General features: G+C 38.4%; 16 protein-coding genes. All 16 read left to right on the forward strand.

Annotated elements, in window-relative coordinates:
• Window positions 1-20 precede the first annotated feature (20 nt).
• The 16 genes from PSE72_RS12595 (at window position 21) to PSE72_RS12670 (ending at window position 15,990) form a co-directional block, all read left to right on the forward strand.
• Window positions 21-1,166, forward strand: coding sequence for a glycerate kinase (locus tag PSE72_RS12595; RefSeq protein ID WP_004907817.1), 1,146 nt, complete (start codon window positions 21-23; stop codon window positions 1,164-1,166).
• A gap of 175 nt (window positions 1,167-1,341) precedes the next feature.
• The gene (locus PSE72_RS12600) at window positions 1,342-2,499 is read left to right on the forward strand and encodes a sugar diacid recognition domain-containing protein (RefSeq protein ID WP_115168029.1); all 1,158 of its coding nucleotides are present in this window, start codon (window positions 1,342-1,344) and stop codon (window positions 2,497-2,499) included.
• A gap of 1,485 nt (window positions 2,500-3,984) precedes the next feature.
• The gene (locus PSE72_RS12605) at window positions 3,985-4,515 is read left to right on the forward strand and encodes a fimbrial protein (RefSeq protein WP_004907820.1); all 531 of its coding nucleotides are present in this window, start codon (window positions 3,985-3,987) and stop codon (window positions 4,513-4,515) included.
• A 79-nt stretch (window positions 4,516-4,594) separates the two neighbouring features.
• Window positions 4,595-5,146, forward strand: coding sequence for a fimbrial protein (locus PSE72_RS12610; protein WP_109912690.1), 552 nt, complete (start codon window positions 4,595-4,597; stop codon window positions 5,144-5,146).
• A gap of 20 nt (window positions 5,147-5,166) precedes the next feature.
• A complete protein-coding gene (locus PSE72_RS12615; protein ID WP_272690975.1) occupies window positions 5,167-7,857 on the forward strand; it encodes an outer membrane usher protein in 2,691 nt (896 codons plus the stop codon).
• A gap of 35 nt (window positions 7,858-7,892) precedes the next feature.
• On the forward strand, window positions 7,893-8,645 hold the full coding sequence (locus PSE72_RS12620; protein ID WP_004907827.1) for a fimbria/pilus periplasmic chaperone: 753 nt from the start codon (window positions 7,893-7,895) through the stop codon (window positions 8,643-8,645).
• A gap of 13 nt (window positions 8,646-8,658) precedes the next feature.
• Complete coding sequence (locus PSE72_RS12625) at window positions 8,659-9,240, forward strand: fimbrial protein (protein ID WP_004907828.1); 582 nt, start codon at window positions 8,659-8,661, stop codon at window positions 9,238-9,240.
• Complete coding sequence (locus tag PSE72_RS12630) at window positions 9,233-9,787, forward strand: fimbrial protein (protein WP_004907830.1); 555 nt, start codon at window positions 9,233-9,235, stop codon at window positions 9,785-9,787. The genes PSE72_RS12625 and PSE72_RS12630 overlap by 8 nt, the downstream gene beginning before the upstream one ends.
• Before the next feature lie 10 nt (window positions 9,788-9,797).
• Window positions 9,798-10,283 carry a fimbrial protein gene (locus PSE72_RS12635; protein WP_232800916.1) on the forward strand — a complete coding sequence of 162 codons (486 nt, stop codon included), beginning with the start codon at window positions 9,798-9,800 and terminating at the stop codon, window positions 10,281-10,283.
• Window positions 10,283-10,813: a fimbrial protein gene (locus tag PSE72_RS12640; RefSeq protein WP_004907834.1), complete on the forward strand. Its 531-nt coding sequence runs from the start codon at window positions 10,283-10,285 to the stop codon at window positions 10,811-10,813. Before PSE72_RS12635 ends, PSE72_RS12640 begins: the two co-directional genes overlap by 1 nt.
• Window positions 10,814-10,830: 17 nt before the next feature.
• Window positions 10,831-11,673, forward strand: coding sequence for an MrpH family fimbial adhesin (locus PSE72_RS12645; protein WP_004907835.1), 843 nt, complete (start codon window positions 10,831-10,833; stop codon window positions 11,671-11,673).
• A gap of 14 nt (window positions 11,674-11,687) precedes the next feature.
• On the forward strand, window positions 11,688-11,957 hold the full coding sequence (locus tag PSE72_RS12650; RefSeq protein ID WP_004907837.1) for a helix-turn-helix domain-containing protein: 270 nt from the start codon (window positions 11,688-11,690) through the stop codon (window positions 11,955-11,957).
• A 368-nt stretch (window positions 11,958-12,325) separates the two neighbouring features.
• A complete protein-coding gene (locus PSE72_RS12655) occupies window positions 12,326-13,294 on the forward strand; it encodes a siderophore ABC transporter substrate-binding protein (protein WP_004907838.1) in 969 nt (322 codons plus the stop codon).
• A 3-nt stretch (window positions 13,295-13,297) separates the two neighbouring features.
• On the forward strand, window positions 13,298-14,260 hold the full coding sequence (locus PSE72_RS12660; RefSeq protein ID WP_004907840.1) for an ABC transporter permease: 963 nt from the start codon (window positions 13,298-13,300) through the stop codon (window positions 14,258-14,260).
• A complete protein-coding gene (locus PSE72_RS12665) occupies window positions 14,247-15,230 on the forward strand; it encodes an iron chelate uptake ABC transporter family permease subunit (RefSeq protein ID WP_042851498.1) in 984 nt (327 codons plus the stop codon). Before PSE72_RS12660 ends, PSE72_RS12665 begins: the two co-directional genes overlap by 14 nt.
• A 1-nt stretch (window position 15,231) precedes the next feature.
• The gene (locus PSE72_RS12670) at window positions 15,232-15,990 is read left to right on the forward strand and encodes an iron ABC transporter ATP-binding protein (protein ID WP_004907844.1); all 759 of its coding nucleotides are present in this window, start codon (window positions 15,232-15,234) and stop codon (window positions 15,988-15,990) included.
• Window positions 15,991-16,067 lie beyond the last annotated feature (77 nt).

Raw genomic sequence — 16,067 nt, forward strand, 5'->3', positions numbered from 1 at the left:
ATTTCTAAAGGATTATTTTTATGAAAATAGTCATTGCACCTGACTCATTTAAAGAGAGTTTATCTGCATTGAAAGTCGCAACGGTTATTGAAAACGGGTTCAAAGAGGTTTTTCCGCATGCAACTTATGTTAAGTGCCCTATTGCGGATGGTGGTGAGGGTACAGTTGTCACGATGGTTGAGGCTACCAATGGGGAAATCTATCATCTTGATGTTATTGGTCCTTTAGGTACGAGTGTTCAGGCATTCTATGGTTTATCTCAAAATAAACAGCAAGCATTTATTGAAATGGCTGCGGCAAGTGGGCTAGAGCTAGTCCCTATTGAATTAAGAAATCCATTACTAACGACATCATATGGTACAGGAGAGTTGATAAAGGCCTGCCTAGATACTGGGGTAAAGCAGATTATTATTGGTATAGGTGGAAGTGCAACCAATGATGGCGGAGCAGGAATGTTGCAAGCACTTGGGGCCAAATTATTAGATTCTCATGGGCAACAAATCAAATTAGGAGGGCAAGCACTTGCCGATTTAGCGAGTATTGATGTCAGCACAATGGACCCGAGGATAAAAGCGTGCCAATTTAGTATTGCTTGTGATGTTTCGAACCCATTAATAGGGAGAAATGGCGCATCTGTGATATTTGGCCCTCAAAAGGGGGCGACAAATGAACATGTTGAAATGTTAGACAAAAATTTAGAACATTTTGCAGATATCATTAAGCGAGATTTGCATGTTGAAGTTCATTATATTGCAGGAGCCGGTGCTGCAGGAGGAATGGGAGCAGCCTTACTTGCTTTTCTCAAAGCGGAACTCAAGCCTGGCTTCGATATTATTGCACAAACCTTGAACCTTGAATCACACATGGTAGGAGCAAATTTAGTTATTACAGGTGAAGGGCGGTTAGATAGCCAAAGTTTAAATGGCAAAGTGCCTTTTGGCGTCGCTCAGTTAGCGAGAAAACATAAAATACCCGTTATTGCCATTGTTGGAAGCCTTGGTGATGATCTCAGTCATTTACAACAATATGGTATTGATTCAGCGTTTAGTATTTTGCATAAAATTAGTTCACTAAAAGAAGCTTTAAATAATGCTGAAAGTAATTTATTTAATTGTACTAAAAATATTGCGAATACGCTGAATATTAAAATAGATAATAAAAATTGAAATAATAGTTTTAAAATTTAGCTTTGTTTGCTGTATTTTAAATGAAATTTATTTTTCTTGATTTTTTCAAGGAATATTGAATACTGGAGTTAATTAAATTAATAATAAACATTATTGAAATTTATGATTGGAAAGTTTGTTTCTATTTTACAGCACCAGTAAAAGAGGTTGAAATATGTATGATTATTGTCTTACCTCCAAATTAGCGCAAGAAATTGTTGATAGAACCATGAAAATTATTGATTGTAATATTAATGTTATGGATGAAACTGGATGTATTATAGGAAGTGGAGATAGTAATAGATTGGGTGAATTCCATGAAGGTGCATTACTCGCAATAAAGCAAAAGCGAACAGTTGTTATTGATGACGCCACTGCGAATCATTTACATGGGGTTAAACCAGGTGTTAATTTACCTCTTTATTTGAATAGTAAAATTATTGGTGTAATAGGATTAACCGGAGAGCCAACCCAAATTAAACAATTTGGGGAGCTGGTTTCCATGACGGCAGTAATGATGTTAGAGCAGGCAGAGATTTATAACCATTTGAATTTAAACGATCGTTTTAAAGAAGAAATTATTCTAGCGTATATTGAAAATGGAACCATTCCTGATAACATAACTGAATGGTCTAAAAAGCTTAATATTAATTTTTCTATTCCACGAGTCGCTATTATTATTGAAGTAGATAGCGGACAATTAGGTGTAAATAGTGCATTTAGTGAATTACAAGAAATTAAAAAATTAATAGAGTATAATAATCCTGATAACTTAGTCGCTATTCAATCTTTGACGGAAATTGTCTGCTTAACTCCTGCATTAAATAAGTTCAATCGCTGGGATATTGACACTGCAAAAAAGAAAATTTTAAAATTAGAATCGGATATTCTTAAATTATTTAAATTACAAGTGAAAATATCATTAGGTAATTTCTTTTTAGATCCTGCAGAGGAATCAATTAAAAAATCATATGAGACAGCTAAAATTACCATGCAAGTAGGGAAAGCTAAAAAACCCCAATTAAAAGTTTATTGTTACCAAGATATCATGCTACCAGTATTATTATATGGGTTAAATTTTAAATGGTCTTCAGAAGAACTATTAAAACCATTGAATACATTATTACATGAAGATTCTAATGGTGTATTGATTAAAACATTAACAGTCTGGTTTAAAAATAATTTATTATCTCGTGAAACAGCTAAAGAGTTGTTTATTCATAGAAATACACTAGATTATCGTTTAAAAAGAATATCTGAGATAACAAAATTAGATCTACTAACGATTGAAAGCAAGGTTCTATTGTATGTTGCTCTACAGCTGAAAAATTAATCCGATAACACTATTGAGGGTCAGCTCTCATGGGGTAAGAGAAGAAGATATGAGCCTTGTTGGCAATCGCCTCAAACTCTGACGCCACGAAGTGGCAGTAAAATTTCTACTTCTTATCTTATATTTTGACTAGTTAGAGACTATCTGCCGACCCACCGATGCTTAGAGCATGATATGGCTTCTTGCCTACTCACATGTACCATCTCAATGAATACCCTATCAAGAAAATAAAGACGTATTGACATCAAACTAAGCTAGCATAGATTGTTCTTAACCTGATTGAGATCAATCTATTTTATATTTGATTCAATAATATTTACTTTCATCATATTTTAGTTCCTTTGTTCTTTATTAGTAAATTAAGTTTTTAGCTACCTACAAATGCGAAAATAAATATGTCGATAATGTTAAAAATAAAGATGAACTATGTTTTGCTTGATTGGTGTTTTTACTTAAATGTAGGGTCTCTATATTTAATGTCACTATTATGTCAGTGATGTAATTATCGATAACAATTTAAGATATCATACTTACTCATTGTGGGTTTTCTAACAAATGATTTTATCTAACTTATCTTAATTAAATGGGTTAATTTCATTATGAAATAATTCAATTGTTATTGAAAATATTTTTTTTGAATTTTTTAGGTCTTAAGATAAGATTTTTGTATTTATAAATTAATTAAAAATTACCTTTAATTACCTTTTGAAATATTTCGTAATGCCAAGGTTTTTCTCGAGCATGCCTTTTTTTAAATTTTCACTTAATTGTTTCTATTTTTATTTTAATTTAAAAAAATGTTTTATGATATTGTTCTTTTTTCGCTGATTTCTATATTTTTATGTATGTTAATTGTTGGCTATATATTTGATATTGCTATCATTATTTTTATTTTTTAATTTTCAAGATAAATGTAACAATTAATGAATTAAGAAATATTATGAAATTATTTAATTCTTTTTTTTGGGATATTTCTGATTAATTATCCACCGATAAAAATTTCGTTTTAATAATTTAGGCTTGTTTTAATGTTAGCGTTATTTTCCGAACCATTTTTTTTCACTAATAAGAACCCGTTTTATGAGTATAAAAAACTTTATTAATATTGAATGGGTTTATTTTGTGGTTTTTTATTAAGAAAAAATCAATTTAATTAGGTATGCATCACTTGTTTATCCTGTAATGGTGTATTCAAAATAGAGTATGTTGTGGATATTATATATATATCACTAACTTACAGTGAAGGTTGTTAATTAATTGGTGGATTTGACATAATTAAAATGAGATATAATAATGGCAACGCATTGATGCATTGTTTAATTGTCTTATTTATTAATGGAGTTTGATAAATAGGAATGGTTATTAGTGTCAATCCTTAATGTTTACTAACCGAATATATTTTAAGAAAAAAATTAAAATAATCAGATTAATAATAACTTGTTATTTTAATTTGTGTTGTCTTTTTATCTAATGGAAATGTATAAAATGAAATTAAATAAACTTGCTTTAGTATTAGGTTTAGGTCTGGCAGTGGTTGCTGGTTCTGCTTCTGCAAACCAAGGTGGCGGCCAAGTCACTTTTAAAGGTTCAATCATTGATGCTCCTTGCTCAATTCCACCAGGTTCTCAAGCATTTGAAGTACCAATGGGTGCTATCGCAACATCTGCATTAAACGGTGGCGGTAAAAGTATTGCTCGCGATTTCAACATCCAATTAGAGCAGTGTGATATCACGACTCTGAAAACTGTTCAAACTACATTTACTGGTACGCCAAGTGCTTCTGTAACTGATGGTTTAGCTATCGCTGGTACTGCAAAAAACGCAGGTATCGTGATCACTGATTTCAACGGTACTAAAATTGCTTTAGGTGCTAAATCTCCATCTCAAGCTTTATTCACTGGTGCAAACACACTGCGCTTCCAAGCGTATTTGCAAGGTGATGCTGATGCAACAAATAAACCAGCTGTACCAGGTGAATTTGACGCAATCGCAACATTTGCTCTGAGCTACCAGTAATTGGTACCGCCCGTACAAGGATGTATGGGCACTAATTTTAATGCGTTGAAATTGGTTATTAAGTTGAAATGGAGTCGCTATGAATCACTTTGGCATCATTGTCATGGTGCTTTCAGGAATGATATTTGCCCCGATAGCTAGTGCGCAAAATCAAAATTCTCGGGCACAAAGTCAGTTCAAAGGAACTGTTACTATGGGCGGTTCAATTATTGAGAGCCCTTGTGCAATTGATGCAGATAGCCGAGATCAATCAGTTAACATAACAACTGTACCGGTTAGCCAGATAATTAACGATAGAGAAAGCCCTGCAAGTAATTTCTCTATACGCCTTATCAATTGTGTTCTAACACCGGTAACTCCTGGAACTCCTAATTGGCAAACTTTCAATATTACATTTGATGGCCCGACAGATGGCCGCAGCTTCGATGTTTTCGGGCATGCAAACGGATTGTCAGTAAAAATTTCTGACACAGCTGGAAATGTTGCAATACCTGGTAAGGCAATGCCGGATTTACCCATCAGAGCAGGGGAGACAACTCTGCACTATAAGGTGCAGGTAGTACCTAATAATAAACGCTTAAAACCAGGAAATTATCAGACAACTATCCGTTTTAAAATGGATTATTACTGAGTTATTACTAAGGGACTATTATGGCTCTGCGATTAAAAAGTAAAAATAAAGTATTTAATAACTCAGTAAGTTATTTTTTAACGCCTGTTGCTACCATGGTGTTTATAGCTATTGCTCATATAAATTTAGCTAATGCGAATAATGATAATATTGAGTTTAATACGGATGTTTTAGACCTTCAGGATAAAAGCAATATTTCCTTAAATGAGTTCTCTCGAGCAGGCTATGTCATGCCAGGGAAATATCCATTTAAAATTAATTTAAATAGTCGCGACTTAGCTGACACTTTTGATATTGAATATATCGCGGATCCTAATGATCCAAGTATGACAGAGCCTTGTTTAACGCCAGATGTTGTCGACCATATCGCTTTGCGCGATGAATGGAAACAGAAGGTTGAGTTTTCTAACAATGGCCAATGTTTAATTCCAGAAACGATTCCAGGAATGACAATAAATGGCTCTTTAGCTAAAGAAACTATCACAATTACGGTACCTCAGGCTTATATCGAGTTTACTTCTGATAACTGGGATCCACCATCTCGTTGGGATGAAGGGGTGCCCGCTCTAGTTTTTGACTATAACTTGAATGCTAACGTGACAAGGCCTGCAGATTCAGCCAATACCCAGTCGGTTACTGGTAATGGTACAACAGGTTTTAACCTCGGCGCGTGGCGTTTTAGGGCTGATTGGCAAGCTAGTTATAATCGGACTAATGGGCAGTCAACCGATCGTAAATGGGATTGGAGCCAGTATTATGCTTATCGAGCAATCAAAGAGTTAAATGCAAAGCTAACGATGGGTGAGCAATTTTTACGCTCAGGTTTGTTTGACTCATTCCGTTATATGGGGGTGAGCCTGATCTCAGATGAGAGAATGCTACCACCAAATCTACGTGGTTATGCACCTGAGGTAACAGGTGTTGCAAGAACCAACGCAAAAGTGATTGTAACTCAGCAAGGGCGCGTTATTTATGAAACGCAAGTCGCTCCGGGACCTTTCCGTATTCAAGATTTAAGTGATGCGGTTAGCGGTAAGTTAGATGTACGAGTAGAAGAGCAAGATGGCTCTGTACAAGAGTTTCAAATGAATACCGCCTCTATTCCTTATTTAACACGTCCAGGCTCAGTGCTATTTAAGATAGCGGGTGGTCGACCGAATAATATGGAACATGAAACCGAAGGGCAAGGGTTTGTTACGGGGGAGTTTAGTTGGGGGGTTTCTAACGGTTGGTCATTATTTGGTGGTGGTATAGCAGCGGGTGATTATAACGCGTTATCACTGGGTGTTGGTCGAGATTTACTTGCCTTCGGTGCAATTTCATTCGATATCACCGAGTCACGAGCAAAACTGAAAACAGATAACAAAATCTATACGGGTGCATCGTATCGCTTAAGTTATTCAAAACGTTTTGAAGAATATGATAGCCAAGTAACCTTTGCTGGATACCGATTCTCTGAACGTGACTTTATGAGTATGAACCAATACCTCGATCGTCGTTATAGAGGTGTGGAGTTCGATAATAGTAAAGAGCTATATACGATTACATTTAATAAGTATTTCACGAATGCAGACCTAACCGCGTATCTGAACTATAACCACGAAACCTATTGGAATAAGCCAGCGGCAAAACGCTATAACGTTTCTATTGCGAAATATTTCAATATCGGTCGTTTTAAAAATATCAATTTAAGTTTAACGGCATTCCGCAACAAATTTGATAATAGAAATAATGACGATGGGCTATACATGAACCTCTCTTTGCCATGGGCAGATAGAGCATCAATTAGCTACAACAATATGATAACGAGAGATGGTAACTCACACACTGTCAGCTATTTCGACTCCGTTGATGATAAGACCAACTATCGTGTTGGTACTGGGGTGAGTAGCCGAGGTCGTGGAACTATTGATGGCTTCTATACGCGTTACGCAGATTTAGCAACAGTAACTGCAAGTACCAGCTATATCAATGGTGATACTTCTTCAGCCGCCTTTTCTCTACAAGGTGGTGCAACAGTCACAGGGCATGGTGCTGCACTGCACCGTATTAATACCCCAGGTGGTAGCCGTGTGATGGTGGGTACTGAAGGTGTGAAAAATGTGCCTATTCAAGGTTTCGGGCCGACCACGGAAACCAATATTTTTGGTAAAGCGGTAGTTGCTGATATCAGTGATTATTACCGTACTAATACACATATTGATGTGACTCAATTGCCTGACAATGTGGAAGCTATTCGGACATCTCAGCCAATTACGCTGACCGAAGGGGCGGTTGCTTATCGTGAGTTTGAAGTGTTATCGGGTATTAAAACTATGGTGAGATTGGCATTGGCCGATGGAAGTTATCCGCCATTTGGCGCCACAGTGAGAAATGAAAAAAATAGAGAGCTCGGTATCGTGACTGATAATGGCTCTGTGTATATCTCCGGTGTCAATCCAAATGAAGTTTTAGATGTGCATTGGGATGGAAGCACGCAGTGCAAAATTCAGGTTCCAGAAAATATTACAACGGCTGAATTTAACTCACTGTTATTACCGTGTACAAGCAGCCCCAGTGTTGAACCTAGGTATATGCCAGCAAAAGCCGTTCCTGTTGGGCAGCCAGCACCAGTTTACAAGCCTGCACCGATTAAACAGGGCGTAGCACCCAGTCAGCGTTGGTTATTGAAACCACCGGATATTGCTTACAGCGTAGATTATACCGAGTAACCCAAATTACTTGATTTTATAACTAGTTGGTACATATGAACATTAAGAAAATTGCATTTTTTACTACAACAATCACGTTATCCGCGGTGCTATGTGGGCAGGCTTTGGCCGCGATTGCCCTCGATAGAACACGCGTCATTTATAATGGGGCTGAAAAGACCATTAGCTTGAATATTAAGAATGAAAACACAGAGTTACCATACCTTGCACAGGGGTGGATTGAAGATGCAAATGGTAACAAAATTGAAAGCCCACTCACAGTTTTACCCCCGGTTCAACGTGTAGAAGCGGGTGAAGGTAGCCAAGTTAAAATTCAAGCTCTTCCTGATATCGCGGCATTGCCTCAGGACAGAGAGAGTGTTTATTACTTTAATTTACGTGAAATTCCACCACGTAGTAAAGAAGCGAACGTATTACAAATTGCATTACAGACGCGAATTAAATTGTTTTATCGACCAAAAGCGTTATATGCCACACGCACGGATTTAGAGAATCCATGGCAAGAGAAAATTACGCTAACACGTAAAGGTGATGCCTACGAAGTCACGAATCCAACCCCTTATTTCGTCACCATTGTAGACGCAAGTACAAAAGTGGGCGGAGACACGGTGAAACAGTTTGAGCCTGTCATGATCTCACCAAAAAGTAATGGAATGCTTAAAGGTAGTGCAAGTGCGATGGGGGCAAAACCCGTTCTAACTTATATCAACGATTATGGTGGAAGGCCTAAACTGACGTTTGGTTGCGCTGGTACAACTTGCAAAGTTGAATCTTCGACGGACAGATAACGGGGAATAACGTATGAAAAGGACTCTCCTGTTCAGCACTATCTTATTCGGTTTAGTTCCAGTGTTCACCTTTGGAGCAGACAGTTGGGATATTGATGGATTACATGGAACATTGACAGTCAATGGCATGATGACCGAAGCACCTTGTACGATGGATGTGACTAATTCAATGCGCCAAGAAGTGTCTCTAGGGGAGATTCCTTCTTATTCACTGCGTAAACCTGGTGATAGAGCTGAGCCAGTTTCATTTGAATTAGAATTTAGGCATTGCATTCGCACGGAAAGCCGAATGAAAGACACAAGAACGGGAAGATCGCTTTGGGATGCAATGCAACCGGTGATAACTGTCTCTTTTGTTGCCGTATCGGATCAACATTTTCCAGAAATGTTAAGTGTAAAAGGCGTCTCTGGCTTGGCGTTAGAAGTGACAGATGCACAACGAGAAGACATCAGGCTAGGAAGCCGAGGTCGTCCTCAATTTCTCGATGCACCGCAGGGTACTCTTCAATACTTTGTAACGCCAGTGAGAACCCCTGAAAAATTGACTGAAGGAAGTTTCAGCGCCGTAATGGACTTTAAGGTGGATTATGAGTGATTTAAACAAGCAGCGGTACCTGCTGGCATCTTGTCTCGCTGGACTATTTTTTACATCGGTTTCTTATGCAGGATTACCTGATTCGCGTATTAGCCCATCGGGAAATACACGGGCAACAGTTACACCCGGTATGATAACTGTACCGATTAAAGGGGTTGTTTTGGCTCCACCGCCTTGCAAAATTAATGGTGGAAATATAATCAAAGTTAATTTTGATGAGATCATGAGTACCCGAATTGACGGTAACGCCTATTCGAAGCCCATAAATTACAATATTAATTGTGAAAAAAGGCCAACATCACAAATGAAAATGACGTTGATTGGAATTCCTGCATCTTTTGATAGTGGGGCAATTGAAACAGATCTTCCGGGTTTAGGGATTGCTTTTCGTTATAACGGAAGCAAGCTTCGATTGAACCAAGAGGTCAAGTTTGTGTACCCAAATGCGCCTCAATTTGAAGCCATACCTGTTCGTGATTTATCCACAACTCTGACAAAGGGTGGGGTTTTTCATGCAGGCGTCACTATCAAACTTGATTATCAGTGAGGGGAAAATAATGCAAAAAATAATGAGAAGACTTCCTCTGATAATGGGTTTGTTAGTTATACCTGCTAGCACTGTGATGGCAAACGATGTTGAATTTACGGGAACCTTGCTAATTCCACCGCCTTGCACTGTTTTTGAAGATAAAGTCCACGTTATTGAATACAAAGATATTGGTTTACATAAGATTGATGGTATCAGATTTACGAAACCTATTAATTACGCTTTGAAGTGTGAAGACAATTTAAAAGGTTGGGACTTAATGCTAACTATCAAAGGGACAGCAACAGATTTTGATAAGTCGGCACTGGAAACCAATATTCGAGATCTTGGCATGCGTATTACCCAAAATGGTTTAGGTTTTGAAATCAATAAACCATTGAAAATTACTTATGGGCAACCGCCTGTTTTAGAGGTTGTTCCTGTCAAGCGATTGGGAGTGACGTTGCCTGAAGGGGGCTTTACTGCAACAGGCACATTGCTAGCGGAGTACCAATAATGAACAAAGTAATCCAATGTGCAGTAGCAGGCGCCTTACTTATTAACTTTAATGCTGCTTTTGCTGTGCCTGATAATTTAAGAGTTATCGGTAATTTAGTGGAGGAGCCTTGCACTATTTTACCGGGTGATGAAAACATTCCGATGGATTTTTTTGATACACCGGAGAAAAACTTTTATGCCTATGGTGAAACTCCGCCTAAAGAGTTTGTGATTAAGTTGTCTGACTGTGACACGACAATAGGCAAATTTGTGGAAGTGACTTTTTCAGGGACACCTAATCTTGCACTTCCTGGTTTTTTAGCATTATCAACAAGTAGTGTTGCATCGGGTTTCGCGGTGGGGCTGCAAAATTCAGATAAAACACCACTGGCTATTGAACAGAAAGGCTCGAAGCTAACGCTACAAGATGGCGCTAACCAATTGCGGTTCTATGCCTATTTAAAAGGTGAACCGGATGCTATTGCTGATAAGACAATAAAAGTAGGGCCTTACAGTGCTGTAGCAACATTTAAATTAGATTATGAATAATAAGGCTGTGAACTAATATGAAAGTATTTTTATCGCTATTAATTGGTGCAGTCATGTTTTCGCCTTCTGCATCAGCTTATATTTTTTCCTATATCACTGAATCAAGACCCGGTAATAATCCAAATAACGGAGATGCAGATTATAAATATGTGATTGCTCGTTGGGATCCTGAATCGCCGAGTACGCCTAATCCTTGTTATGGGTGGTCGACATGCTATCTCACCATAAGTCATAAGCATACCGCTGATGGAACACCGGGGGCTGCAACAGTCAATTTGGCCGAAATTTCTAAGTATCGATATATGATAGATGTTCAGAATATCCCCGGGGTTTTGGCAAGAGCGACAGCTCCAGCAACACAGTGGGCTGTTCATACCGGAGTTAGGTTACAGAATAATCAAGAGTGTGTGGGGCTGTTTTACCAAGATCGCACTGGTGTTACAAGCAGAGGAGGTCTACTTCCTGGTTCTCAATGTGGTATAGCTCCGCCACCAATAGGAGCTTGTAAGATCAACAATAACATCCCGGATATTAACTTTGGCCCAATTAGCGAAGCTGATCTCGCTGGCCAATCAAAACAAGTGAACGTTAGTGTGACATGTAACTTAGCGATGGATGTTTTGGTGATTGCCACTGGTGTGAACGTAACAAATGGACGTGTAAATTTACGAGCAGATAATAGCTTATATGCGAATTTGTATTTAGGTGGGAATGATACTCCAGGGGAAAATGGTTACAAAATCCATGTGCCTGCAGGTGGAACAAACTCGGTATCCCTAAAAGCCGTATTAGGTACCAATGGCCGAGTTCAAGCTGGTCAGTTTGAAGGTGCCGCAGCCCTTATTTTAACTGTGCCTTAATAAATGGTGATAATATGTATTCAGAAAATGGCAGCGAAAAAATCCATTATATGGTAGGTCAGAGGATCTTAGAAAAACGTAGAGAACTGGGATATACAGGGTTTCAGTTAGCTCAGTTGTTAGGTGTTAGTCAACAGCAAATCTCACGCTATGAAAGAGGTAAAATCAAGATTGATTTGTTTCATTTATTTAAACTTGCATTTTTGATGAAAACGCCAATTGATTGGTTTCTTGAAGATATTAGTTCTCAGCTCAATGAAAATGGGCAATTAGATGACATGTAATCATGCGCATTTAAATGGGAATTAATGGTATATAGGTTGAGATTACGGATTTATATCGTCTGCTGTCATAAAAATAGTTAAGCAAACAAATACAGTCGCAGGCTCAACCTATTTATTTTACCCAATGAAGTGCAGTCAAATCACATTTTACTCTATTTTCCTGATTTTCTATATCTATCCTCTTTGTTTAAACATTAAAACCTACGTGGTCAATTCATTGAATTGATGTTTTTGTGCGTTAAGACAACTTTTTAGTGAATGCAAATGCAAACTAATATCATTTGCGCTTGTTTGCGTGTAATATACGCCAAATTGTGAATCACAAAATTTAATCATCAGTACTTTTATCGATGGACGGAGGAAATTAGATGTTTGCAAAATCATTAGTTTCGGGTATTGCTTTGTTATCTGCGTTAGTATTAGCCGGTTGTGATAACGCGAAAGACACGACAGAAACAACACAAGTTGCAGAAAAACAAACTATCACGATAGAACATGCCCAAGGCAAAACTGAAATTCCTCGTCATCCTCAAAAAGTCATTGTGATGAACATGGAAACATTGGACATCATGGATGCACTTGGCGCCCCAGTTGCGGGTGTTCCACAAACCAACGTTCGCTTCCCTGAATTCTTAACGAAATATAGTGGTTCTGAATACGTCAATGGCGGAACATTATTTGAACCCGCTTATGAAACATTAAGTAATGCTAAACCTGACCTGATTTTAGGTGGAAGCCGTGCCCGTGATGCCTATGACAAACTCAGTGGCGTTGCTCCAACTATCTCATTAGACATTGATAACAAAAACTTTATTGGTAGCTTAACTGAGCGTACTAATGAACTTGGTGCATTGTTTGGTAAAGAAGAACAAGCCAAAAAATTGATTGCTGACTTCAATACTAAAATTGAAGGTATCAAAACTAAAGCACCTACCGCGGGTAAAGCGATGGTGATCTTAGTCAGTGGCGGTAAAATTTCCGCATACGGCCCGGGTTCTCGTTTCGGCTTTATCTTTGATGTATTAGGTTTTGAACCTGCTTATGTATTTGAAGAAAACACGGGTCGCCACGGTAACATCGTAAATGCAGAGTTACTGGTGAAATTAAACCCAGATTGGTTATTTGTTATCGACCGTGATAGCGCGATTGGTAAAACAGATGCACAGCCAGCAGCAGAAGTATTAGATAACGCATTAGTGAGAAAAACCGCAGCGTGGGAAAAAGGCCAAATTACATACCTTGACCCAACTGCCGTATATATTGCAGGTGGTATTCAAACTTACTCTAAGTTAATGGACGATATCAATACAGCATTAGAGAAGAGCCAAGCAAAATAACCGATGAAAACGCTTTATCTTTTTTGTGGAATTATCGCGTTATTGGTTTTAGCGGTATTAAGCTTGTTTATTGGAGCGGGTGACGTGTCACCCGTTTCGCTTTTCACCGACCCAGAGATGCAAGACATCTTTTTTATTAGCCGAATTCCCCGAACCGTCTCTTTGATTTTAGCAGGTAGCGCCATGAGCGTTGCTGGGCTAATCATGCAATTATTAACACAAAACCGCTTTGTTGAACCTTCTCTTGCAGGGACAACCCAGTCAGCCAGTTTAGGTTTATTGGTCGTTATGGTGCTTTTCCCTGCAGCAAGTATTATGACTAAGATGGTGGTCGCTAGCGGTTTTGCGCTTCTTGGCACCATGTTGTTTATGGTGCTATTGCGTCGTGTCATTTTAAAATCCGCCCTGATAGTCCCATTGGTAGGGATTATGTTGGGTGCAGTGATTAGCGCATTGACCATTTTTACTGCTTATTATTTCGACTTATTACAATCACTTGGTGCATGGATGAGCGGTGACTTTTCTAGCATCATTCAAGGCCGATATGAACTATTGTGGTTAGTAGGAATATTAACGTTAATTGCTTGCTGGATTGCCGATAGCTTTACGGTTGCCGGTATGGGGCGTGAATTTTCAATTAATGTTGGCCTAAATTATCGCAAAGTAATGACCATCGGTTTATCGATTATCGCTTTAATTAGCGGCGTAGTGGTCGTGGTGGTCGGAGCGTTACCTTTCCTAGGCTTAATTATTCCAAATCTCGTGAGCTTAGTGATGGGGGATAACATACGTAAAACCATCCCTTGGATTTGTATTGCTGGTGGTGGTTTAGTTTTACTGTGTGACATTATTGGGCGTTTAATTCGCTATCCATTTGAAATCCCTGCAAGTGTGATTTTAGGTGTTGTTGGCGCGGTGATTTTTTTATATTTATTGTTGAAGCAACAACGTTATGCAAAAAGTTAATACATCAATAGCGTTACCGAAGAAAAGGGTAACGCCGTTGCAAAGAATATGGATACTACTGGCTTTGTCATTGTTATCCATTATTCTTTATATGACGGTCAATTTGGGCAGTAACCTTGCCTATATTTTGCCGCATCGAGGCTATATTGTTCTCACGATGATCGTGGTGGCTTTCGCTGCTGGGGTTTCAACAGTTCTCTTTCAAACTATTGCTAATAATAAGATACTGACCCCATCTATCATGGGGTTAGAAGCATTATTTATATTATTACAAACCATTTTTGTCTTCTATACCGATAGCTTTCCATCCTCTTGGTTATTGAATATTGGTAAATTTTTATTAGAGTCCACATTACTTGTGTTGTTCTCTGTTCTGCTTTATCGCTGGTTATTTGTGTCAGTTAAAATGAATATCAACCTAGTATTGATGGTTGGTATCATTCTCGGCACATTATTTCGCAGTGTAGCGACATTACTACAGCGTTTAATGGACCCCAATGAATTTTCCATTTTACAAAGCCGGATGTTTGCCACCTTCACGAAGGGGACTCCCGAACTGATTATATTTACACTGCTGATTACAGCAGTGGTGGGGGTCTTATTATGGCGTATGCGCTATTGTTTTGATGTTATCGCGTTAGGGCAAGCCAATGCGGTGAACTTAGGGATTAATTATCGCCAGCAAGTCACGGTTATTTTGTTACTTATTTCAATCTTGGTTGCTGTTTCTACAGCACTGGTTGGCCCTTTAACATTCTTAGGCTTGATGGTCGCGAACTTAGCTTATTTAGTGGCTGGCAGTAGCCAACACCGCTATTTGCTCCCCGTTTCCTTTCTACTTGGTGTCATTGCGCTGATTGGTGGCCAGTTGATTCTTGAGTACGGTTTAAATATGGCGGGAACATTATCAGTCGTTATCGAATTTGTCGGCGGAATTTTCTTTATTTATATGGTGTTAAGAAGGTTTTAGTATGATTGAAATTAGTCAGATATCGAAAAGTTATCAGGATACTAAAGTCTTAGATAACGTGACAACAACAATTAAAAATAGCGGTATTACCTCAATCATCGGGCCTAATGGTGCAGGTAAATCAACACTGCTGTCGATTATTGGGCGTTTGTTACAGCCCGATGATGGCGGTTATGTCAAAGTGAATGAGCTTGATGTTTCAACAACACCCAGTGATAAATTAGCAAAATGCTTATCGGTTTTGCGCCAAGAGAACCAATTTGCGAGTCGATTAACCGTCGAGGAGCTGGTTGGTTTTGGGCGTTATCCGTACACGAAAGGCCGTTTAACTATTGATGATAAAAAGAAAATTGATGAATCACTCTCTTTTCTCAATTTGTCAGATTTGCGCCACCGCTATTTAGATGAGTTATCGGGTGGCCAGCGCCAACGAGCTTATGTTGCAATGGTTTTATGCCAAGATACAGAATATGTTTTACTGGATGAACCACTCAATAATCTCGATATGAAGCATGCGGTGATTATGATGAAATTACTGCGTAAAGCGGCTGATGAGCTGGGTAAAACAATTATTTTAGTCATCCATGATATTAACTTTGCATCAGTTTATTCTGACTACATTGTTGCACTGAGAAACGGGCGTCTGTCTTATCATGGCAAACCAGAAGATATCATGAAATCTGAAATTATTGAGGATATTTTTGATACGCCAGTGGATATTAAGCGGGTGGATGATCAGTATATTGCTCTCTACTACTAAATTTGCGTCATCTTTCGCACTGTAGTTGTGTTGGCTACGTTTAGCTACTCCGGGTCACATACCTTTGTATGCTCTCC

The organism is Providencia sp. PROV116 (genome assembly GCF_028482485.1).
GTDB classification, from domain to species: domain Bacteria; phylum Pseudomonadota; class Gammaproteobacteria; order Enterobacterales; family Enterobacteriaceae; genus Providencia; species Providencia rettgeri.

Coding starts and splice junctions, on each gene's coding strand:
- PSE72_RS12635 (WP_232800916.1), top strand. CDS start 9,798: ATGCAAAAAATAATGAGAAGACTTCCTCTGATAATGGGTTTGTTAGTT.
- PSE72_RS12645 (WP_004907835.1), top strand. CDS start 10,831: ATGAAAGTATTTTTATCGCTATTAATTGGTGCAGTCATGTTTTCGCCT.
- PSE72_RS12620 (WP_004907827.1), top strand. CDS start 7,893: ATGAACATTAAGAAAATTGCATTTTTTACTACAACAATCACGTTATCC.
- PSE72_RS12640 (WP_004907834.1), top strand. CDS start 10,283: ATGAACAAAGTAATCCAATGTGCAGTAGCAGGCGCCTTACTTATTAAC.
- PSE72_RS12600 (WP_115168029.1), top strand. CDS start 1,342: ATGTATGATTATTGTCTTACCTCCAAATTAGCGCAAGAAATTGTTGAT.
- PSE72_RS12605 (WP_004907820.1), top strand. CDS start 3,985: ATGAAATTAAATAAACTTGCTTTAGTATTAGGTTTAGGTCTGGCAGTG.
- PSE72_RS12615 (WP_272690975.1), top strand. CDS start 5,167: ATGGCTCTGCGATTAAAAAGTAAAAATAAAGTATTTAATAACTCAGTA.
- PSE72_RS12625 (WP_004907828.1), top strand. CDS start 8,659: ATGAAAAGGACTCTCCTGTTCAGCACTATCTTATTCGGTTTAGTTCCA.
- PSE72_RS12665 (WP_042851498.1), top strand. CDS start 14,247: ATGCAAAAAGTTAATACATCAATAGCGTTACCGAAGAAAAGGGTAACG.
- PSE72_RS12610 (WP_109912690.1), top strand. CDS start 4,595: ATGAATCACTTTGGCATCATTGTCATGGTGCTTTCAGGAATGATATTT.
- PSE72_RS12630 (WP_004907830.1), top strand. CDS start 9,233: ATGAGTGATTTAAACAAGCAGCGGTACCTGCTGGCATCTTGTCTCGCT.
- PSE72_RS12595 (WP_004907817.1), top strand. CDS start 21: ATGAAAATAGTCATTGCACCTGACTCATTTAAAGAGAGTTTATCTGCA.
- PSE72_RS12650 (WP_004907837.1), top strand. CDS start 11,688: ATGTATTCAGAAAATGGCAGCGAAAAAATCCATTATATGGTAGGTCAG.
- PSE72_RS12655 (WP_004907838.1), top strand. CDS start 12,326: ATGTTTGCAAAATCATTAGTTTCGGGTATTGCTTTGTTATCTGCGTTA.
- PSE72_RS12660 (WP_004907840.1), top strand. CDS start 13,298: ATGAAAACGCTTTATCTTTTTTGTGGAATTATCGCGTTATTGGTTTTA.
- PSE72_RS12670 (WP_004907844.1), top strand. CDS start 15,232: ATGATTGAAATTAGTCAGATATCGAAAAGTTATCAGGATACTAAAGTC.